21 protein-coding genes and 1 riboswitch are annotated in these 22249 nt (G+C 43.8%); of the genes, 1 reads left to right on the forward strand and 20 read right to left on the reverse strand.

From position 1 onward, the window contains the following. Position 1 precedes the first annotated feature (1 nt). The 19 genes from cobM to CS060_RS02535 form a co-directional block, all read right to left on the reverse strand. The gene (gene cobM / locus CS060_RS02445) at positions 2 to 769 is read right to left on the reverse strand and encodes a precorrin-4 C(11)-methyltransferase (RefSeq protein WP_099668661.1); all 768 of its coding nucleotides are present in this window, start codon (positions 767 to 769) and stop codon (positions 2 to 4) included. Continuing rightward, positions 766 to 1467 carry a precorrin-2 C(20)-methyltransferase gene (cobI, locus tag CS060_RS02450; RefSeq protein ID WP_035046235.1) on the reverse strand — a complete coding sequence of 234 codons (702 nt, stop codon included), beginning with the start codon at positions 1465 to 1467 and terminating at the stop codon, positions 766 to 768. The genes cobM and cobI overlap by 4 nt, the downstream gene beginning before the upstream one ends. Then, positions 1464 to 2669 carry a bifunctional cobalt-precorrin-7 (C(5))-methyltransferase/cobalt-precorrin-6B (C(15))-methyltransferase gene (locus CS060_RS02455; RefSeq protein WP_035046247.1) on the reverse strand — a complete coding sequence of 402 codons (1206 nt, stop codon included), beginning with the start codon at positions 2667 to 2669 and terminating at the stop codon, positions 1464 to 1466. The genes cobI and CS060_RS02455 overlap by 4 nt, the downstream gene beginning before the upstream one ends. Then, positions 2635 to 3747, reverse strand: a complete 1113-nt coding sequence (locus CS060_RS02460) for a cobalt-precorrin-5B (C(1))-methyltransferase (RefSeq protein ID WP_035046233.1) — start codon at positions 3745 to 3747, stop codon at positions 2635 to 2637. The genes CS060_RS02455 and CS060_RS02460 overlap by 35 nt, the downstream gene beginning before the upstream one ends. Positions 3748 to 3749: 2 nt before the next feature. After that, positions 3750 to 4382: a precorrin-8X methylmutase gene (locus CS060_RS02465; protein ID WP_035046231.1), complete on the reverse strand. Its 633-nt coding sequence runs from the start codon at positions 4380 to 4382 to the stop codon at positions 3750 to 3752. Positions 4383 to 4386: 4 nt separating this feature from the next. Further along, positions 4387 to 5160: a precorrin-6A reductase gene (gene cobK / locus CS060_RS02470; RefSeq protein ID WP_035046229.1), complete on the reverse strand. Its 774-nt coding sequence runs from the start codon at positions 5158 to 5160 to the stop codon at positions 4387 to 4389. Positions 5161 to 5170: 10 nt separating this feature from the next. Next, entirely contained in the window at positions 5171 to 5989 is an 819-nt protein-coding gene (locus CS060_RS02475; RefSeq protein ID WP_035046226.1) for a sirohydrochlorin chelatase, read from the reverse strand. A 5-nt stretch (positions 5990 to 5994) separates the two neighbouring features. Further along, positions 5995 to 7515, reverse strand: coding sequence for a precorrin-3B C(17)-methyltransferase (cobJ, locus tag CS060_RS02480; protein WP_099668662.1), 1521 nt, complete (start codon positions 7513 to 7515; stop codon positions 5995 to 5997). Positions 7516 to 7520: 5 nt separating this feature from the next. After that, on the reverse strand, positions 7521 to 8288 hold the full coding sequence (locus CS060_RS02485; RefSeq protein ID WP_035046245.1) for an energy-coupling factor ABC transporter ATP-binding protein: 768 nt from the start codon (positions 8286 to 8288) through the stop codon (positions 7521 to 7523). After that, positions 8272 to 8994, reverse strand: coding sequence for an energy-coupling factor transporter transmembrane component T family protein (locus CS060_RS02490; RefSeq protein ID WP_035046224.1), 723 nt, complete (start codon positions 8992 to 8994; stop codon positions 8272 to 8274). The genes CS060_RS02485 and CS060_RS02490 overlap by 17 nt, the downstream gene beginning before the upstream one ends. Continuing rightward, positions 8987 to 9256, reverse strand: coding sequence for an energy-coupling factor ABC transporter substrate-binding protein (locus CS060_RS02495; protein WP_035046223.1), 270 nt, complete (start codon positions 9254 to 9256; stop codon positions 8987 to 8989). Before CS060_RS02495 ends, CS060_RS02490 begins: the two co-directional genes overlap by 8 nt. Then, on the reverse strand, positions 9253 to 10005 hold the full coding sequence (locus CS060_RS02500; RefSeq protein WP_052025486.1) for an energy-coupling factor ABC transporter permease: 753 nt from the start codon (positions 10003 to 10005) through the stop codon (positions 9253 to 9255). Before CS060_RS02500 ends, CS060_RS02495 begins: the two co-directional genes overlap by 4 nt. Beyond that, a complete protein-coding gene (locus CS060_RS02505) occupies positions 10002 to 10364 on the reverse strand; it encodes a (2Fe-2S) ferredoxin domain-containing protein (protein WP_035046241.1) in 363 nt (120 codons plus the stop codon). Before CS060_RS02505 ends, CS060_RS02500 begins: the two co-directional genes overlap by 4 nt. A 153-nt stretch (positions 10365 to 10517) precedes the next feature. Next, a riboswitch (cobalamin riboswitch) is annotated at positions 10518 to 10698 on the reverse strand. An 84-nt stretch (positions 10699 to 10782) separates the two neighbouring features. Continuing rightward, positions 10783 to 11817: a LacI family DNA-binding transcriptional regulator gene (locus CS060_RS02510; protein ID WP_035046221.1), complete on the reverse strand. Its 1035-nt coding sequence runs from the start codon at positions 11815 to 11817 to the stop codon at positions 10783 to 10785. Between the two features lie 17 nt (positions 11818 to 11834). Further along, complete coding sequence (locus tag CS060_RS02515; protein WP_035046220.1) at positions 11835 to 14162, reverse strand: glycoside hydrolase family 31 protein; 2328 nt, start codon at positions 14160 to 14162, stop codon at positions 11835 to 11837. Positions 14163 to 14181: 19 nt separating this feature from the next. Beyond that, positions 14182 to 15696 carry an alpha-amylase family glycosyl hydrolase gene (locus tag CS060_RS02520; RefSeq protein WP_035046219.1) on the reverse strand — a complete coding sequence of 505 codons (1515 nt, stop codon included), beginning with the start codon at positions 15694 to 15696 and terminating at the stop codon, positions 14182 to 14184. A gap of 97 nt (positions 15697 to 15793) precedes the next feature. Then, positions 15794 to 16636 carry a sugar ABC transporter permease gene (locus tag CS060_RS02525; protein ID WP_032100816.1) on the reverse strand — a complete coding sequence of 281 codons (843 nt, stop codon included), beginning with the start codon at positions 16634 to 16636 and terminating at the stop codon, positions 15794 to 15796. A gap of 1 nt (position 16637) precedes the next feature. Beyond that, on the reverse strand, positions 16638 to 17921 hold the full coding sequence (locus CS060_RS02530) for a carbohydrate ABC transporter permease (protein WP_035046218.1): 1284 nt from the start codon (positions 17919 to 17921) through the stop codon (positions 16638 to 16640). A gap of 111 nt (positions 17922 to 18032) precedes the next feature. After that, positions 18033 to 19325 (reverse strand): extracellular solute-binding protein, encoded by a 1293-nt coding sequence (locus tag CS060_RS02535; protein WP_035046217.1) that lies wholly within the window; start codon positions 19323 to 19325, stop codon positions 18033 to 18035. Positions 19326 to 19600: 275 nt separating this feature from the next. Between CS060_RS02535 and CS060_RS02540 the strand changes: the two genes are divergently transcribed. Then, positions 19601 to 21364, forward strand: coding sequence for an alpha-glycosidase (locus tag CS060_RS02540; protein ID WP_035046216.1), 1764 nt, complete (start codon positions 19601 to 19603; stop codon positions 21362 to 21364). On the opposite strand, the gene CS060_RS02545 is transcribed toward CS060_RS02540, so the two are convergent. Then, on the reverse strand, positions 21348 to 22196 hold the full coding sequence (locus CS060_RS02545; RefSeq protein WP_035046215.1) for a helix-turn-helix domain-containing protein: 849 nt from the start codon (positions 22194 to 22196) through the stop codon (positions 21348 to 21350). The genes CS060_RS02540 and CS060_RS02545 overlap by 17 nt on opposite strands. Positions 22197 to 22249: the final 53 nt, after the last annotated feature.

The following is a 22249-nucleotide window of genomic DNA, read 5'->3' on the forward strand; positions in this document are numbered from 1 at the left end:
CTTACTTCCCTCCCTTGCGATAACCGTGCGTAAATGTTTCATCATATAATTTTGAGCGATACGATTCATCTAGTTCATTCGAAAGCGCCCAGCCTGCTAAAATAAGGGCGTGTTGGCGAATGCCGTGGCGCTGCATATCTTCATGAAGCGTGCCAACCGTTGTGCGTACAATTTTTTCGTCCGGCCACGTCGCTTTATATACTACAACGACAGGCGTATGCTCACCCCATCCTGCTTCAAGAAATGCAGCTGTTACTTTTTTTGTTAACGTTGCACTTAAAAAAAGAGCAATCGTACAATGATGTTGAGCTAACGATGCAAGTTGTTCTTTTTCAGGAACAGGTGTCCTTCCTTCTGCTCGCGTTAAAATAACCGTTTGCGTTAAATTCGGTACGGTTAACTCCACTTGCGCAGCAGCAGCGGCAGCGAATACGGAACTAACCCCTGGAACAATTTCGACGTCAATTCCTTCTTTTTTTAAAAGTATGATTTGTTCCATCGTCGCTCCATAAATTGATGGATCACCTGTATGAAGCCGAACGACTATTTTTCCGTTTTTTACTTCTTCACACATGAGCGAGACGATTTGCTTTAGATGCATGCCCGATGTACAAAAAATGCGCGCGTCTTTTTTTGTATATGTAAGCAATTCGTCATTGACAAGCGAATCCGTATAAAAAATGGCATCTGCTTGTTGCAACAGCTTCATGCCTCTGACTGTAATTAAATCGCTCGCCCCTGGACCAGCACCGACAATGTATACTTTCACGTTCTCACCACCATTAACGTCAAATAAGGCAACGACACGTTTTCCAATTGCTCAATGTCCCATATGACTTCTTCATGGGACGTCACTTTTGTCACAACTGCCGCTTTCTTCGTCAAATTCATCTCTTTTAAAAGCGTGAGAAGTAGTGGCATCACTTTTGCCACTTTTAAAAATACAACGCAATCGTGATCTTGTAGCGCTTTTTTCATTGCATCATAATCATCTCGTGCAGGAACGATCGCAATTGTTTCGTCGCCATCAGCTAGCGGCAACTGCAGACGCGCAGACGCACCATTAATGGAAGAAACACCAGGAACGATTTCGATCGATACATTCGGATATTTCGTTTGCATCGTACGCATAAAATGAATAAATGTGCTATACAAAAGCGGATCTCCTTCCGTCACAAATGCAACATGTTTTCCTTCGCGCAAATAAGTCCATACCGTTTCGACTGTTTCATTCCATTTTTCGCGCAATACATTTTCATCTTTTGTCATCGGAAAAACGAGACCAAGCATATGCTTTTCGGACGGGGAAAAGTATGCCTCTACAATTTGTTGCGCATAACTTTTACTGCCGTTTGTCTTTTTCGGATAAGCGATAATATGCGCTTCTTTTAAACGGCGAAACGCTTTAACTGTCAATAGTTCTGGATCTCCCGGACCAACGCCTATACCATATAACGTACCGATCACTTGCTTTCACCCTTCCTTGCTGAAATAATGTATATCGGATTTAATGCATCAAAACGTGTCAATTGTAAAATCGGTTTGCTGCGCGAAAACTGAGCGAGCAAAATATCGACAGCGTAACCGTGATGACGCAATGCATCTGTCGCCTCATATAGCGTTTCAATTGTGACTGCATTGATGACGATGCGTCCATCTTTTTTTAATCGGGCACAACATACATCGATAATGTCACGTAAACTTCCTGATGTCCCACCAATAAAAATCGCATCCGGTTCAGGAAAATGCGCTAATTGTTCGGGAGCCCGACCGTGGACAAGCGTAAAGTCTACGCGAAACTTTTTCATATTTTTCTGACATATTTCAATATCTAAAGCGTTTTTCTCAACCGCAAACACCGCTCCTTCCCGAGCGATTTTCGCCGCTTCAATTGCGACCGATCCTGTGCACGTACCAATATCCCATACGACACTTTTATCATGAAGGTGAAGAGCTTGAAGACTTAAAACACGCACTTCTTTTTTTGTAATTAATCCTTTCTCTGGCTTTCGCTGCCAAAACTCCTCATCGTCAATTCCGAATGTCCAACTCGGTCCTTTATTTACCCGTCGTAAAACGACAATATTTAGCGGAGCAAACGATGCCTCCTTCATTTCTTCTAGCGTAAAAAAGCGACAGCGTTCGTTTTCGCCACCGAGGTTCTCCCCAACAAACGCCTCATATTCCGTCATTTCATATTCTAAAAGATATGAAGCAATCGTACGCGGGTTGTTCGTTTCATCTGTTAAAATGGCCACTTTTTCTTTTCCATCTATACGCTGAGCAAGCCCTTTCATCGAACGCCCGTGCAAACTAACGACATATGCATCGTGCCAGCTTTCTCCCATTTTCGCAAACGCCCATTGGAGCGAACTGACAGAAGGATATACTTCAATCGGAACTTTTTTCGCTAAATAACTACCGATTCCGTAAAATAGCGGATCACCAGATGCTAAAATGACCGTTTTTTTCGGCTCGCTCATTAACGTCGTCAAAAGTGAAGATAAATTGTTGCGAATGGTGATTTTCTCACCAACATAATCAGGAAAAAAAGCGAGTTGTCGTTCCCCTCCAATGAGTCGCTCGCACTCATCAATCCATTGTTTGTATATCGCAGGAAGCGACGCTTTGCCATCAGCTCCGATCCCGATTAATTTCATTTGATTCATCATTTCGCATCGCCCTCCCTAACAACTGTCCTTGCAACGTATATAATGTCGTTTCAACTGTCATTCCTCCACCTACTTCCCGTAACGCATGCTGGCAACAATAGTCACATAACAAATCAAAAAACAGCGAATACCCCGCTTCGTACATCATATCGCCAACTTGCGACGCTGTATTCGCTCGTTGAATAGCTTCTGTCAGATGAGCGGGGGCGCCTGATTGCCTAGCAACTTCGGATAAAAAATGAAAATCAACAGGTGCACTTTTTGAGTGGACCATCATCACTCCTTGGGCGACTTTCGAAAATTTTCCCATCATTCCAACAAGCGACACCGTTTTTATACTAAGACGCTTACATTGTTTTAATGTAAAACCAACAAAATCCCCCATCTCAATAAACGCTTCTTCTGGAAGATGGCTATATTGCTTCATTGCATATTTTTCACTTCGTCCCCCTGTCGTGATGACAACGTGGTTACAGCCGCAAGCGATGGCAACTTCAAGCGCACGTACAATGCTTGCTCGATAGGCGGATGTTGAAAACGGAACGACGATGCCACGCGTTCCTAAAATCGAAATTCCGCCAATAATACCAAGGCGACCGTTTAATGTTTTTTTCGCTATTTCTTCTCCATTTGGAACAGAGATAATAATGCGTACACCACGTTTTATACCGTATTTTGTCATCAACTCATTGGCAACGTCCATCATCATTTGACGAGGTACGGGATTAATCGCCGCTTCACCAACAGGAATAGGTAATCCTGGTTTCGTTACTCTCCCTACCCCTTCTCCTCCATCAATATAAATACCTTCATCCGTCCAGCTTACTGTTGCGATAATGGAAGCACCGTGCGTCACATCAGGATCGTCGCCAGCGTCTTTCACAACAGTTGCACTTGCTGTATGTTGATTTACTTCACAAGCGACAACGGGGAGCGTCACCTCACGCCCGATCGGCAGCATAATTGTCGCTTCTGTTTGTTTCACGCCAGTAATAAGCGCACATAACGCCGCTTTTGTCGCAGCCGTTGCACACGCCCCAGTCGTATATCCTTCACGCAACTTTTCTTTCTCCATACTTATTCCCGCTCCGCTAAAATAGACAAGGCATTTAAAGCAGCAACCGTAACCGTGCTCCCTCCTTTTCTCCCGATGTTCGTAATAAACGGAACATCTAGTTTTGCTAATTCTTCTTTCGATTCTGCCGCAGAGACAAAACCAACAGGGAGCCCGATAATGAGACCAGGACGAGCCTTTCCTTCTTTCACTAGTCGGATGAGTTCCAGTAAAGCTGTTGGGGCGTTACCAATTGCAAATATTCCTCCATCTGCCTCCTTTACTGCTTTGCGCATCGCAACAATTGCTCGCGTCGTGTTCAATCGCTTCGCCTCTTTCATGACATCATCATCGGAAATATACACGTGTACACTCCCACCGTATTTCTCAAGGCGCGTTTTATTAATCCCAACTTGCACCATTTGTACATCAGCAACGACTTTTTTTCCTGCGCGAATGGCTGAAATGCCCGCTTCAATCGCACGTGGATGAAACAATAAACTTTTCCCTAATTCAAAATCGGCGCTCGCGTGAATAACACGTTGAACAATTGCGTATTGTTCTTTAGAGAACGCGTGTTCACCGATTTCTTCATCGATCATTTGAAAGCTTTTTTGTTCAATTTGTTCTGGTTGCACCGTAATTGGACGAAACATATATTTACTCCTCCTTCTTTTTCATTTCTTCCAACGCGCGAATGACGTCAGAAAACTCATGATAAACGACTGGATAAGAAAGTTTCGGACGGCGGATGACGACCGTTTCAATGCCGAGCTCTTGCGCTGCAGCCATTTTTTCGTCGACAAAGCCAACTTGTCCGCTTTCTTTCGTCACAAGAAGTGTCACGCCGAAATGTTTCATTAATGCCATATCTAGCTGTTTTGTAAACGGTCCTTGCATCGCAATAATATTTTCTTGCGGGAAGCGTAATTGTTCGCACTTTTCCATATTATCTTTCCGTGGTAACATGCGTGCAATGAGACGAACATCAGGAAGCGGGAGCAACTTTTCTGCAAAAATATGCAACGTTTTGCTTCCTGTCGTGAGCATGATGATCCCTCTTTTTTTCGCCGCGTACTCTGCTGCTGCTTCATAACTATCGACAAATGTAACACGATCATACATAATGACGCTTTCTTTTCGTTCATAACGGATATACGGAACGTTCGCTTCCTCCGCTGCTTGCATCGCCTGTCGCGACGCTTCTTCCGCAAATGGATGGCTCGCATCAACGATCGCTTTCGCTTCATGTTGTTTTATGATCTCAACCATTTCACGTGCCGTTAAACGTCCAACGAGAGCATGCAACCCGACATATGCCATTTGTTCTGCTGCATGTTCGGTGACAACCGTAGCTAATACATCATACCCCGCGTCACGAATGGCTAGCGCTAACTGTCTTGCATCGCTCGTTCCCGATAACATAATAATCATCCGTTTCACCTCAATGATCATGATGATGGTGGTGATGTTCAGCCATATGAAGCCGATATTGACACGTATCACAATTCATATGGACCGAATCGCTAAGCGCTTCTTGTAATCGATCAAGCACAATCGTTTGTAGCGATGGATGAAATCCAAAATAATGTGCAAGAACGAAAGACATGTTCGGGTATGTGCTTTGAAACTCGGAAACTCGCTTTTCTAACCGCTTAATAAGCACACCCGTAAATAAAAAGTAAGGTAAAATGACGATTTTTTTTGCTCCAAGCTTTATACATCGCTCTACGCCTTCGTCCAACAACGGATTCGTCACTCCCATAAACGCAGGTTCAACGATCACCCGCTTATTTCTTTCCCAAAATAAGCGAGCAATTTTATATAAATCACTATTCGCATCAGGATCGCTTCCCCCACGTCCGAGCAAAATGACCGCTGTTTGCTCATCCATAACAATCCCTGCTTCTTGCAGACGGTCGTTTAAAATTGTAAACGTGGCATCATGAATGCCAAGTGGACGTCCGTACTTAAATGAAACATATGGGTATCGCTCTCTCGCTTCGTCAATTGCTGCTGGAATGTGCAGCTTCGAGTGCCCCGCTGGAAGCAAAATAATCGGAATAACAATAACGTCTGTTGCCCCTTGTTCTACACAATGGGCAATGCCATCAATGACTGATGGAATACCAAATTCTAAAAAACATGTATGCACATAAAACGTTTCATCAATTTGTGGCCGAATCGTCCGAACAAACTGGCGCACTTGCTCGTTCCCTTCTTCATCCCGACTCCCATGTCCAACAAATAAAATTGCTCTCATCTCGATCACTCCCCACATGCCGCTGGCTCTGCTTTCATTTTTTGTCCATAAACAAAACCGCCGACTTCTTTTTTTCGTTCAAAAAATGTATGGAAACGTTCGTTTGCATATGCTTCTTCCTTGTATTGCACAATGATACGGGTAATGGTTTCTAACAGATCATCTGGACGAATGCCTTCTGCAACAAGCTGACCCGGATGAGCATTTCTTCCTACTGTTTTCCCACCTAAAAATAAATCAAACGCTCCTTTACGATAAACGATCCCAATATCTTCATGGACAGCCCCGTAACATGCCATTCCACACCCGTTGAATCCGAGGCGCAATTCTTTTGGCAACTCCATGCCGCCAAATTGTTTATGCAATTGTTCGGCATAAGGAATAGCATCTTTTTTTTCTCCATCACAAAAATCGCACGCTTTCATCACAAACACATTTCCTGTTGGTGCAACGGTTAAACCTGCTTCTAAAAGTTGACCGACAACTTCGTCTGGTCGCTCTGTCTCCATCATCACTTTTAAATAATGATCTGGTGTATACGTAATCGTTCCTCGTTCGCCTACGATGCATGCGATATCCATCATTTGTTTTGGAGTAAATGTTTTATTTGCTACCCCCGGGCTAATGGCTACTTCTAACCGTTCCATCTTTTTTGGAACAGTCACTTTTTCGTACGCTTCTTCCGCTAGTGAGCGTACGTTTGCGAGCGCCCACGGTTCTGCTTCTGCCCGCAATCGCTCGTGCGGTTTTAATGGCTGAACGGCGCTTGATAGCTTATATTTTCGCTCATAGCCGCGAGGGGTAATCATAACACCATCATGAACGAACGTGGAAGAATTTCCGATGATGACTGTCGTTAACATGCCGATGTCATACTCTAACATTTCTCCTAAACTCGTTAATACAATATGCTGACGTTCGCGGTACGCACTTTTGACGAGACCAACAGGTGTATGTGGTGAACGATATGTTAATAAAATACGTTGTGCCTCAACAATTTGCTGCGTCCGACGACCGCTTTTCGGGTTGTATAGTGCAATAACAAAATCGGCCGCTGCAACTGCTTCAATTCGTTTGGCAATGACGTGCCATGGCGTTAAATGATCGCTTAAACTAATCGTACATGCATCGTGCATAATCGGTGCCCCTAGTAAAGCGGCACAAGAATGGATAGCTGAAATACCCGGAATAATCTCCACTTCAATTCCAGTTTCTTTTCGCCATCCTTTTTCAATGAGCACTTCGTAAACGAGTCCCGCCATCCCGTACAACCCTGCATCCCCACTTGATATGACAGCCACTTTTTTACCACGTTCCGCCTGTTTAATCGCCTCTTGAGCCCGACTCACTTCTTCCGTCATTCCCGTGCTAATGACTTCTTTTCCATCAATGAGATCGATGACTAACTCGACATACGTTTTATAGCCGACAATGACATCGCTTTCTTCAATTGCCTCACGCGCCCGTTTCGTCATATGATCCACACTTCCCGGTCCAAAGCCAACAACAAACAATTTCCCAGCCATTTTTTTCACCCCTTTTTCCATCGTTCAATCCATTGCGCGAATTGTTGTTCAGTATACGTTTTCTTCTCATACTCCCATATGCGTAAAAGAAGCGGCAATGAGAAATGAAGTTCACGAAATATATTCGTTTGCGTAAATACAAAAGCGGGTGTTCCGTGCAAAACGATGCGCCCGTCATCCATAACAAACACTTCATCCGCCCACTGCCAAACAAAATCAAGGTCGTGCGTAATGACAACGAGCGTCGTTCCTCCTTCATATAGTTCATTTAACTTCATGACTAAGCGCTCGCTCTGCGCTCCATCCAAGTATGCAGATGGCTCATCGACAATAAGTAGCCGAGGTTTAGTTGCCATTGCTACCGCAAGTGATAGCCACTTTTTTTGTCCTAGACTTAAATGATGAATCGGTATATCTCTCCATCGATGAAGTGAAAACTGCTCTATCACTTCATCCATCCGCTCACGATTTGATTGCAAACTAATCGCTAGTTCTTCTTCAATGGTCGGAGCTAAAAATTGATGTTCGGGGTTTTGAAAAACGACGCCGACATGTTGTCGGAGCCAACGATTCTTCACCTTTTTTCCTTCCCAATACACGTCTCCTTTCGTTGGGCGGTAAATGCCGTTTGCATGAAACAACCATGTCGTTTTCCCACAACCGTTTCTTCCAATTAACGCATATTTTTTTCCTTGTTCAATCGTAAGCGATACCCCTTTTAACACGTACGCACCGTTTCGATACGTATAATGAACATTATGAAACTTTAGCATATAAGCCCTCCACGATAAGTAAAACAACAACTCCAATAAACGCTTCGATGACATATCTTTTTGGCAACTGTTCGTCCGCACAAGCTGGAATTTTGAATGAAACATGGCGCGCTTCCTGTGTAATCATTAGCGCTTCATAGTCATGCAACGCTTTGCGCAGCAACTGTGCGACAGCAAGTGAAGCAAGCCGCCAATTTCGTTCTCCATTTTTTACTTGAACCGTAACAAACAGCTCTTTTGCTACTTTTTCCAATATGAAAATGAAACGATACGTCAACAATAAAAGCTCAATAAACACACTAGGGATGCGCCACTTGTTTAACGCATGCACTAAGCGAAAAAATGGCGTTGTTGCCGCAAGAAAAAATAAAACAACTGAACTTGTAAACGTCCGTAAACAAATTGTGATTACATATAAAAAGCTTTCGCTTATGAAGTGAACGGCGCCATCAAATGAAAAAAGAAGCGGTGCGCTACTCCCGAGAGTAACGAGCGCCATGAGTGTACAAATGCGCACACAAACACGCCATGGCAAGCGCGCATATCCAAGCAACCAAACGAGCAACCAAACGATGATGATCAAGCGAACAATATTCGTTCCAATTAGCGACCATATAAGCAAAATAAGTGCAAATGTCAGCTTAAATGTAGCATTTAATTTCGAAAGGCGATTTCGATAAGCCCATTGATCAAGCCAACTAACCATTTCGTTTTCTTCCTTTATACAAACCGATGATGTAGCCGATTATCCCAGCACCAAACGCAGCTTGTAGAGAAAATAACAACGTTTCTACTTCTCCGCCCGGGGGTTCAAAAAATACATCAAACCATGGCTCATAATTTGGTGCAATTTGTTGAATCATCTCCTCCGCAAGCACATCCGCTCCAGCAAACTCTGTATTTCTCACAACAAGTAGTGGAAAAACGATCAACAATGCAGCGATGAACATCAATATACGATTGCTCATTTCAATGACACTCCCCTCTCTGCTAGCACGTCCAACTCTTGCTTCGAGTACGTATGCAAAAAGTTCCATACGACGACGGTAAGAAGTCCCTCGGTAATCGCAAGTGGTACTTGTGTCACCGCAAAAATGGAGGCGAATTTTAAAAACGCGCCCCATACGCCGCTTGTTGCGTCTGGAAATGCTAGGGCGAGTTGAAACGATGTCATAACGTATGTCACCAAATCAGCCATCATCGCCGCTAAAAAGACGGACATACGCAACGATATTCCACACTTTTTACATAGAACGAACAAGCCGTACGCAACAAACGGTCCAACAACCGCCATTGAAAACGCATTCGCCCCGAGCGTCGTCAATCCACCGTGAGCAAGCAAAAGCGCTTGAAACAATAACACGGCTGTACCGATCACCGTCATCACAAAAGGTCCAAATAAAAATGAGCCAAGACCTGTCCCAGTCGGATGCGAACTACTTCCTGTGACAGATGGAATTTTTAATGCCGACAAGACAAATGTGAACGCAGTAGCGAGTGCAAGAAGCAACTTCACCTCTGGCTTTTGTTTCATAAGGCGCGTCATTGTGCGCAAACCAACAAAGAAAAACGGTAAAAACAGCAGCCACCAGACGAGAGCCCATTGCCAAGGTAAAAACCCTTCCATAATGTGCATCGCATATACAGAAGGCGAAAGTGCAAATAAAATATAGACGGTAAAGCACACGCTAACGAGCAAAAACAACGGTTTCTTCACTTCTCCTTCCCCCTTGTCGCCACGCTATATTCAGGCATAACAAAACCTTCATCGTATGTGTACGTCACATATTCATGCAATACTTCACCATCACCTACATGTTTTCGGACAATGTCCCGCGCAACTTGTTCATCGATCGTACGATACCAAACACCTTCGGGATACACGATGACGACACACGCATCTTCACAGCGACCGTTGCACCTCGTCCGCGTCGTATGAACGTGTTCATGTAATTGCAGCCTGTCAATCTCATCACGAATCGCTTGCGTTACCTCCTCTCCCCCTTTTCGCATGCAGCTTGCTCCATTGCAAATCAACACATGGTGTTTCGTTCCTTGCAAATTCCACGTCGCCATATATGTCGCTCCTTTTTTCAAAATAAAAAGCACCTCTAGGTAGAGGTGCAGAAAAAACGAAAGATTCAAACAATAAAGTATACGCCATCTAAGCATACATCATCAACATGACGTCCATCGTTCCCGCACGTCTACCTATATTCCCGTAGGCAGCCGACGTATCGCAAGCAGGCAGGTCTCCTGGCTTAGGTTCATCATTTCGTTGCGCCTTCCCAAAAATCAGTGGCATATTGCAACAAAACTCCCCATCACAGTGGCGGGTACCGCGACGGCTTTGCACCGTTCTTCCCTTTTAAGCATACAGACGTATGCACCGTACTTGCTTATCGTATATTGTTTTTCAAAGAGCATGAATGTTAAGAATATCATACACCATTTTTTTCTTCTCGCCTAGCCTGTTTATAAAAAAAGCACCTTCTTATTTAGAAGGCGCTTTGTAGTAATCGCACGAAAATCGTTTTATGAGCGTATGTGGAATGATAATTCGTTTAATGGGCTCATTCGGATTTTCGATTTGTTGTATTAAATTTCTTGCCGCTTCAAAACCGAGTTGAAAAATATGAATGTCTACTGACGTGAGCGGAGGACGGGAAATTTCTGATAAAAGTACGTTGTTAAAGCTGACGATCGATACATCTCCCGGCACGCTTAAGCCCATTTCTGCAAGCGTATTTAACACACCGAGCGCCATTAAATCGTCGGCGACAACGAGCGCAGTTGGCGGCTCAGCAAGCGAAAGCAACTCTTTCATCGCCTCTTGTCCGCCTTCTTTTAAAAATTCTTCATGTACAATGTAATCTTTTCGATATACAAGCCCGGCCGATTTCAACGCTTTTTCATATCCGCGCAAACGATCCATCGTTACAACGAGATTGACGTTTCCGCCGACAAACGCGATGCGCTCATGACCGAGTTCAATTAAATGTTCCGTTGCCTCACGTGCCGCCCGTACGTTATCGTTATCAACGTGGGTAATTTCTTCCACTTTTTTATGCGGTTTCCCAATGACAACGAACGGCAAATCTTCTTTTTGTAAATACGCCATAATTTTATCGTTCGCACGCGAATACAGCAAAATGACACCATCAACGCGCTTTCCTTGCACCATATGCACGACGCCATCGTAAATTTCCGCTTCCGTTTCTCCCGTCGATAACTGTAACGCATATTGCCGATCATGCACCGCTTTACTAATGCCGCGAATGACTTCCGGGAAAAACGGGTTTTGAAACGCTTTATCTGCCGAACTTGGCATGACGAGCCCAATCACTTGCGTCGATTTGTTTGCTAAACTGCGCGCGATAAAATTCGGATGATAGCCAAGCTCTTTCATCGCCTCGCGCACTTTTTTCTTCGTTTTCTCGCTAATGCGCGGGCTATCTGCGATGACGCGTGAAACAGTCGATGGCGCCACATTCGCGCGCTTCGCTACATCTTTAATCGTTACAGTCATAAAAAATCCCCCATCTCTTACAAAACAAACGTGTTTGTCGCTTCATCGATGGTACGTCGTTCCCCATTGACAACAATTGTAGACGGTACATTACTAACAAATGCGACACGCAATTGCCAAGGTGGTTTGTACGCACCTTCTCGTTCTATCTCAAAACGAACCGCATCATCCCAAAACGTCGCGCGAATATGTATGTGTACATATTCGCCTTTTTCATAGGCAAACGTCGTACCGTCATCACCGTAAAGCGTATATGTTGATGTTCCTTCCTTCATTGTATACACATATAACGTCAACTGTTCATCCTCAATGAACGTCGATGGCTTCACTTTCGCGTGAGCAATCATTGCCCCTTCCTTCACGTATATCGGCAAACGATCAAGCGGGGCTTCAACGATGTATCTTCGTCCACCTTCAAATCGCTCTTTCGTCCAATAATCAATCCAACGTCCTTCTGGAAAATAAACGATGCGATGCGTTGTATACGGACGGATGATCGGTGCAATCATCACTTGCTCGCCAACCATAAACTGATCCGAAATATTCCACGTTTCGCGATCGTTCGGATATTCCATCATAAGCGGGCGCATCATCGGCACACCTGTTTGATGCGCTTCAAAACATAACGTATATAAATGAGGAAGCCATTCATAACGCAATTCAATATATCGTTTTATGATTTGTTCATATCCTTCCCCAAACGCCCACGGTTCTTGCCGCGCAAAACCGATCGCACAATGATTGCGGAAATATGGGAAAAACGCACCGACTTGCGTCCAACGAACGAGCAGTTCTCCATTTGTATCATGCGCAAATCCACCGACATCCGCCCCGCAAAACGCCACCGCAGATAATCCTAAGTTTAAGCACATCGGTACTGACAGTTCAAGATGCTCCCAAAAACTGCGATTATCTCCCGTCCATACCGCTGCATAGCGATGGATACCCGAAAATCCTGCGCGCGTCAATACGAATGGACGTTTTCCTTTCAGCTGCTTTTTCAATCCGTGGTACGTCGCCTCGGTCATCATCATCCCATATACGTTATGCACTTGGCGATGCGTTTTCCATCCGTCATGGACGACTTGTTCATCGATCGTTTTCGTCTCGTTAAACACGGACGGCTCATTCATATCGTTCCAAATTCCTTCTATGCCGATGTTTGTATAAAACGCGTGTTGTTCTCCCCACCACTTTCGCACTTTTTTCTTTAAAAAGTCTGGAAACGCGCTCGTCCCCGGCCAAACGTCTCCTTTGTATAGCGTTCCGTCAGCATATTTACAAAAATAATCTTTTTGCACCCCATCGCGATACGTCTCGTATTCCGCATCGACTTTCACGCCCGGATCAACAATCGGAACGATATGAACCCCTTGTTCTTTTGCATATTGAACGAGCGATTGCGGATGTGGAAATCGTTTTTGATCAAATGTAAACACACGATACTCATCCATATAATGAATATCTAAATACACCGCATCAAGCGGAATTTGTTTCGTGCGAAACGTATGAATTAATTCGCGTACTTCTTGTTCGGTTTCGTAGCTATAACGCGACTGATGATACCCAAGCGCCCATTTCGGCGGCAGCGGCATGCGTCCAACAAGATGCGTATATTGCGTTAACACATCTTTCGGATGCGGCCCAGCAAACACATAATAATCGAGCGCTCCCCCATCTGATGTAAACGTATAAAACGATTCATGACGCAAATCAAACGTCGTTTTATACGTATGATCGAAAAAGATGCCGTGCGCATGTCCGTTTTTTAACACCATCATGTACGGATGTGATTGATATAGCGGATCTGTTTCTAAGTTGTGTGGCGCATACACATCCGTATTCCACATCGTCCATACTGCCCCGCGCTTATTTAATACACCCGTTTTCTCCCCTAAACCGTATACGACATCTGTCGGAGCGAGCGCATGTGTACAACGCATGCGCCCTTTCGCTTCAAAACATACAGGTTGTACGTCGCGAACAAGAAGCGTCCCTTCCTGATCGTATATCGCTAAACGAAACGGACTTCGCTCGATGATGACCGTCAGCTGTTTCGTCTGTAGTGTCCAACCGTTTTCTTCTTCCCGAACGTGCACGTCCACTTTTTCTGGCGTTGCGACAACAGCCGGGCTGACAGAATCGTACTTCCCATCGAACGGATCGATCGTCACCCGAACGATATCGTCACGATAAAAACGTATTTTACCCGATGCCCGCTCGCACGTAAATGCAAATATTTGCTTTTTTCCTTCAATTTTTTGTACATGTCCAATCGGTTGCCACACTTCTTTTTCGTCCGACTGATCAATCGGCCGAATTGCAAAACTTGTATCTTCTAGCATGCTCTCTCCTCCATCATCATTATGCTTTTCGTTTGCGTGCGAAGTATAAAAACAGACCAAATGCCGTATATACCGCAACAAGTGCGGCGATAAATGGAATGTTTAATCCCGTTTTTGGCGCAAGCACGTAAATTTCTGCCGTTTCACGATCTAAAATGATGTCATACTTCCCATCTTTACTGCGCACTAAATCTCCCACCAGCAACCCGCGCAATTCTTTTCCTTGTTCTAATTCGTCATCGAGCGTTACTTTTTGCGTTTTAGACGTATTGTTAATCGCGATCACTGTTGTTTCGTTTTCGTACGTTCGTTTAAAAAGCGCCATGCCGTCTTTTTCATAAAGCAACTCAAAATCACCGCGGCGAAGCGACGGAAGCTTCTCGCGCAATTCACCGAGCTTTGTGACATAGTCAATGAGCTCTTTATCGGTACGGAAATTCATTAAACGACGGTTGTCTGGATCTTCTCCGCCATCAAGCGCAATTTCCGTTCCATAGTACATAATCGGAATGCCCGGTGCCGAAAACAAATACGTCAATCCGAGCTTTAAACGCGTTACCGGATTGATGCGATTTTGTAAGGCTAATCGTGTAAATCGAACAGTATCATGATTATCTAAAAACGTGCCAAGCAAATACGGACGGTCATAAAACGCTGCATTTCGCTTCCATACGTTGTAAAGTGGTTCAAGCGATTGATCGACGTTTGAAAAAATCGTTGACGCTTCTTTATAAAACGGAAAATCAATTAGCGCATCAATCCCGTGCTTCCCATATTCCGCAACATAACGTGGATCGTCATGCCACACTTCACCAAGAAGGAAAAAGTCTTGTTTCACCGATTTCACTTCTTTAGCAAACTCGTCCCAAAACCATTTCGGCACATGTTTCACCGTATCTAACCGATAGCCGTCAATGTCCGTTTCTTGAATCCACCATTTCGCGACATCGAATAAATACGCTTTCACTTCCGGATTTTCTTGCGCTAAATCTGGGAGACCGAACAACCAACCGTTTTCTACTTCTTGTTGATTCGCCCAATTAAAAATGTCTTTTTTCTCATGAAACCAATCTTTTTTCGCCGGATCATTTAGCCACGGATGATTGTAACCTGTATGGTTGACGACGAAATCTAAAATGACTTTCATATCGCGCTTATGCGCCTCTTTCACAAGCCGTTTGAAGTCATCGAGCGTTCCAAAATGCTCTTCTACTTTATAAAAGTCTTCAATCCAATAGCCGTGATATCCGCCTTTTTCGTTCGCAAAAATCGGCGTAAGCCAAATCGCTGTAAAACCCATTCCTTTTATGTAGTCGAGCTTGTCAATAATTCCTTGCAAATCACCGCCATGATATGCTTTCGGATCATGTACGTTTACTTCATAGTCATTTTTCGGATTCCCGTTATTAAAACGGTCGACCATAATAAAATAAATGCGCTCGTCTTGCCACGTTCGCTCCGTTTTCGCACTCGCTGGCGTCGTCACAGACAACAACAAAATAAAAACAAGTAGCGCACGAAATACGCGTTTCATTTCATTTCACTCTCCATTCATTCCAAAGCTTCTTCTGTTAATATATCTCTAAATAGTAAGAAAGGAAAGAACCAAAACGATTCTTTCCTTTCGTTTCTCACCCTTTTGTTCCACCTGCCGTTAAGCCAGAGACGAAATACTTTTGGAATGAAAGGAAGAGAATAGCGATCGGCACCGCAATTAAAACGGAACCTGCCGCAAACGTTGTAAATTCGCTACCGAACTGTTTTGCCACTAAATCGTACAATCCGACCGCAAGCGTATATTTTTCTTTACTGCGCAGCAACACGCTCGCTAAAATGAAATCGCCAAACGGCGCGATAAACGTAAAGAGCGCCACAACCGCAATAATCGGTTTCGCAAGCGGTAAAACGATTTGAAAGAAAATACGCAAGTGCCCTGCCCCGTCAATTTTCGCCGATTCATCAAGCTCTTTCGGAATCGTATCTAAATATCCTTTCATCAGCCACGTATTCATCGGAATGGCTCCACCGACGTACACGAGAATTAGTCCTAAATGCGTATCAACTAATCCCGTTAAAAGCGCTAAAATGAAAATCGCAATGAGCGCCGCAAAGTTTGGAATCATCTGCAAAATTAAAAACGTCATAAGCCCATTTTGGCGCCCGATAAAGCGATAACGCGAAAACGAATACGCTGTTAAGCTCACTAAAATAACCGAAAAAATCATCGTCAACGTCGAAATTTTTAACGAGTTCCAATACCAAGTCAAATAATCGCTTTGCGACGTATCAAACAATTTTTTATAGTGCGCTAGCGTGGCGTTGTCTGGAATCATTTTCGAGCCCGATAAGCTTTGACCCGGGTTAAATGACGAGCCAACGACCCAAAGAAGCGGATAGACGATTATGATCGTCATCGCCAAAATGACTGCATACGACAACGTCAACCGAATGAGTTTTTGTCTTTTCATATCCATATCACATCATATCCTCTTCTTTAAATGATTTTGTTCTTCTAAACTGCCATAATGCGACAGATACGACAACGAGAGAAAGCAATAACGTAATCGCAGCTGCTTTCGAATATTGCGCAGACGTCATCGTTAAACGATAAATCCACGAAATTAAAATGTCTGTCGCGCCGGCATTTTGCCCAGATACCGCAGGGCCGCCACCATTAAATAAGTAAATGATGTTAAAGTTGTTGAAGTTAAACGTATATTGCGTAATTAAAATTGGCGCTGTCGCATACAACACGAGTGGAAGCGTAATTTTCGTAAACTTTTGCCAACTTGATGCGCCATCAACTGTCGCCGCTTCATACAATTCGTTCGGAATGGCTTGCAATACCCCCGTTGTCATCGCAAAGACGAACGGGAAACCGAGCCACGTTTGAATAAGAATTAATGCCACTTTCGTCCAAAACGGATCGGTCATCCACTCGATCGGTCCGATGCCAAGTGCAGCTAAAATCGTTTTATTAATCACCCCGAACGATTCGTTAAACATACCTGAGAAAACAAGAATCGTTACAAACGCAGGAACAGCCCAAGGTAAAATGAAAATCGTGCGGATGATCGCTTTTCCTTTTAAATCTTTTTGGTTCACGATAATGGCTAGGAAAATACCGAGCGCAATTTGTAACGTCGTTGCGCCGAACGTCCAAACGATCGTCCAAGCAAGTACGTTAATAAACGTTTTCCGCCAAAGATCGAGCTTCACTAAGTCAATAAAGTTTTGAAATCCAACCCAATCAACAAGTTTCGCTGGTGGAGAATGATATAAGTCATAGTTTGTAAACGCCAATAACACGACGAAAATAATCGGGAAAATAACAACAAACACAAGCAAAATAAATCCTGGTGAAATCATTAAATATGGAAAACCGTTGTCAACGAGCGCGCGATATTGCTCGCGCAACGAGCTAATTTTCAACCCTAAATCACGCTTTTGCCCATTTTTATAGGCGTCGCGCAAATTAAATGCATAAAACCCAAGCCCAAACACCGAAATAATAACCGCTAAAATTCCTTCAACAAGCAAGAAAATGGAATGGTCACGTCCGACGACTTCACCGAGCGTAAAGATTCCCCACCATCCCATATTTAATAAATCTTTAAAAACGATCAAAAACGAAGCAGCTAAAATAAAAAATGAAATACCTTTCACGTATTGACGATTATACAGTTGACCAAATCCCGGAATGATGGATAAACCGAGGGCAATTTTCCGATGATTCGATTGATACATTGGTGTTTCCATTGATTTTGTCTCCTTTCTAAACAATGGCGAGGAGCGCACTTGAATGTGAATAAATAAACAAACAAAAGAAAGTTGAAGCAGTACCTCTACAAGAGAGGTACCGCTCACTTCTTACTTGCTTGGATGGTTTGTTTCAATGTTCGTTTTAATTGTTTTTACAGCTTCATCAAGCGCTTGTTTTGGCTCCGCTTTTTGGTTTGCTACAAGTTGAAGTGCTGTAGCCATTGGTCCCCATACTTCTGCCATTTCAGGAATGTTTGGCATTGGAATCGCATATTGAGATTGGATCGCAACCGCTTTTGCCCCTTCATCTTCTGCAATTAACGGATCGTTAATGAGCGACTTCACAGGCGGAATTTCACGCGTTAACTCGAAACGTTTTTTCGCATTTTCTTCGTTTGTAATAAACTCAATGAGTTTTGTTGCCCATTCCGGATGTTTAGAGAACGCAGATACGTGCCATCCTTTTACACCCATAAATGTTTTTACAGGCTCGCCGTTTGGCAATTTTGGCATTGGCGCAACACCGATATCGATGCCCGCATCACGCATACCTTGGAACGCCCACGGACCGTTCATGACAGATGCTGCTTTTCCTTCGTTGAATAAGCCATCCATCGCTGAACCGCCGTTTTCACCGATAATACCTTTCGGGAACAATTCTTTATACCATTTTTGAATATATTCTGTCCCTTTGACTGCTCCTTCATTATTTAAACCGATGTCGTTGCGATCTAACGCACCGTTATTGTTTTTAAATACGTAACCGCCCATACCAGCGATCACACCGTGCGCGAAATAAAAGTTATCCCAAAGCGCTAAGAAGCCGTATTTATCACCTTTTGTAAACTCTTTTGAGAACTGATACAATTCATCCATCGTTTCTGGCGCTTTGTCCATTAATTTTTTGTTATAAATGAATACAGGAGTTTCTACTGCTTTTGGAAGTCCGTATAACTTTCCATCATACATTTGCGCTGCGATCGAAGATTCTGTAAACGTATCTAATACCGATTGATCGACTTGAATTTCGCGAATAAGTCCTTCTGTAACGAGCTGACCGATTTGGTCATGCGGAACAGTAATGACGTCAGGACCTGTGCCAGCCGGACCGTCTAAACGCAATTGATCGCGTTGTTTTGTTGCCATTTCTACTTCTTTGTACTCGACTTTAATGCCATACTTTTCTTCGAATGCTTTAATCGCTGGCTCTAACGCCACACCGCGCTTCACGTCTTCCCAAACGACAAGTTTTTCCGGCTTTGGCGGCATGCCGTCTTCTGTTACTTCTGTTTTTCCTTCGTTTTCATTTTCCTTCGGCTTTGCCTCATCTTTTGGACCACAACCTGCCATTACACCTGCAAGTAACGCAAGCGATGAGAAAATGGATACCGTCTTTTTCATTTCGACCCCTCCTGTGTTTTAAGCAATACGTACAAACGCTTTCATTTTTGCGAAAACGATTGCACAACCTTTATCTTCATTATACAATCATTTTCCGTTTTGACAACTATTTTTTTCATCTTTTTTTGAATGAATGTTGACTTTTTACATCCGTTCATTTTACGCTTGACATAAGCAATGTATCCGCTTCCTTAATAAAATAAAGGGGGGCGCAGCTAAACATGTGATAAAAAGCGCAATCGATTGCGCTTACAGTTGAAAGGAGCGTTTGAAACATGTTAAAAGAAGCGATTTACCATCGTCCAAAAGATGCGTTTGCTTATGCATACGACGAGCGAACGCTACATATTCGTCTACGAACAAAAAAAGATGATGTCGATGCCGTATATTTGTTATTTGGCGACCCGTACGTCTGGAAAGACGACGAATGGCAATTTGACAAACAACCAATGCAAAAAAGCGGTTGTGACGGTTTGTTTGATTATTGGTTTATCGCTTTGCAACCTCCATATCGCCGCTTGCGCTATGGATTCGAATTGCACGACGGGGAAAACGTGCTCGTCTATACAGAAAAAGGCTTTTATAAAAAAGCCCCGACAGATGATATAGCATACTATTTTTGTTTTCCGTTTTTAAATCGCATCGACGTGTTCAAGGCGCCTAACTGGGTGAAAGACATCGTCTGGTATCAAATTTTCCCTGAACGGTTCGCCAACGGCAATCCGCGCTTAAACCCACCGAATACATTGCCGTGGGGAAGCGTAGAACCAACGACAACGAGCTTTTTTGGCGGCGATTTCGAAGGCATTATCGAACAATTAGACTATCTTGTCGAACTCGGCATTAACGGCATTTATTTTACGCCGATTTTCAAAGCGCCGTCGAACCATAAATACGACACGATCGACTATTTCGAAATCGACCCACAATTTGGCGACAAACAAACGTTTAAACGGCTCGTTGAAGCATGCCATGAAAAAGGCATCCGCGTCATGCTTGATGCCGTGTTTAACCATAGCGGCTATTATTTCGCACCGTTTCAAGACGTATTACAAAACGGGGAAAAATCACGCTATAAAGATTGGTTCCATATTCGTGAATTTCCGCTTCAAACGGAACCGATTCCAAATTACGATACGTTTGCTTTTGTGCCAGAAATGCCGAAATTAAACACCGAAAACCCGGAAGTGAAACAATATTTATTAGACGTCGCGACATATTGGATTCGCGAGTTTGACATTGACGGGTGGCGGTTAGATGTGGCGAATGAAGTCGACCACCAATTTTGGCGTGAGTTTCGTCAAGCGGTGAAAGCGATCAAACCGGACGTTTATATTCTCGGGGAAATTTGGCACGATGCAATGCCGTGGCTAAGAGGAGATCAATTTGATGCGGTCATGAACTATCCGTTTACAAACGGCGCACTCAACTACTTTGCGAAAGAAAACGTAAAAGCAAGCGAATTTGCCCATACGATCGTAAACGTGTTGCACAACTATCCACAAAACGTAAACGAAGTCGCCTTTAATTTGCTCGGCAGCCACGACACGCCGCGCATTCTCACGCAATGCGACGAACAAAAAGAAAAAGTGAAACTTATGTTTACGTTCCAACTTTCTTTCAGCGGATCACCATGCATATATTACGGAGACGAAATCGGCTTAACCGGCGGTCAAGACCCGCTTTGCCGAAAATGTATGGTATGGGAAAAGGAAAAGCAAGACCACGATTTATTTGCGCACGTGCAAACGCTCATTTCATTGCGCAAACAATATCGTGCCTTGCGCTTCGGAGAGTTTCATGTGTTAGAAACAAACGATGAAACGAATCATATCGCTTACGTGAAAACATATGACGACGAAACAATTGTTTGCGTATTAAACAACGGGGAAGCCCCATTGGAATGGACCGTTCCGTTTTCACTTGCTGACAAAACGGTCATCAACCTTTGGACGAACGAATGCATGACTGAACAAACGATGACAATCGAGCCATACGGCTTTCGAATGCTGCTCGTACAAGCTACGTCCGCTGAATAAAGCGACGATATTCGCTTGGTGTCATCCCTTCCATCTTTTTAAATACGCGCGAAAAATACGCGCCATCTTCAAATCCGACTTGTTTTGCAATCGCCGCGACCGTCTCATTCGTCGCGGCTAATTTTTTCTTTGCTACTTTCAGCCGATAATCATGCACATATTGCAACGCGCTCATGCCGATCGTTTTTTGCATGCAGCGTGAAATGTAGTCTGGATGAAGGCGAAGCGCATGAGCAAGATGCTCCATGTCAAACGGCTCTCCGTAATGACGATGAATATACTCCATCGCCGCGGCACATACATGCTCGGCAGCAGACGGAATATGGAGCATTTGTTTTTGCAGTTGAACGATCCATTGGGCGAATAACAACTGTTGCGTTAACGAATGATCCGGCGTTTGTTGCTCGCGGACAATGTGTTGAAGCATCGCCTCCATCCCCGCTTGTTTCAACTTTCCATATTGGGGGATAAACAAGCGATATTGCGCATAATCGACATATGTAGCCTCTCTCTCAATAATATCGCCCCATCCGTACGGCTGTTTTTCAACAAGCTCATATTTTGGCACTGAAAAATGAATCCAAATAAAATGCGTATCTTCATCGCACGGCTCATGCCCATAATGCTCAAAGCCCGGACATAAAATGACGTATTCCCCTTCACGGACAACGAACGTTTCGTCTTGTTCGGTCATATATAGCGTCCCTTTTTGCACATACAAAAAATCGAATACAGAAAACGTGCGGCGAAAATGTTTCATTCCTTTTCGAAACATCGCCTCGCCCCCTTTAATAAAAACAGGAAACGGCGGAACGGAAAACGATATATACATAAGCCCCCTCCTTTCAGTCGGAAATGTACAAAAGTAATCGTCTTTTTCCCTTT

Origin of the sequence: Anoxybacillus flavithermus (assembly GCF_002742685.1) — a bacterium.
In the GTDB taxonomy this organism is placed as follows: Bacteria; Bacillota; Bacilli; order Bacillales; family Anoxybacillaceae; genus Anoxybacillus; species Anoxybacillus flavithermus_E.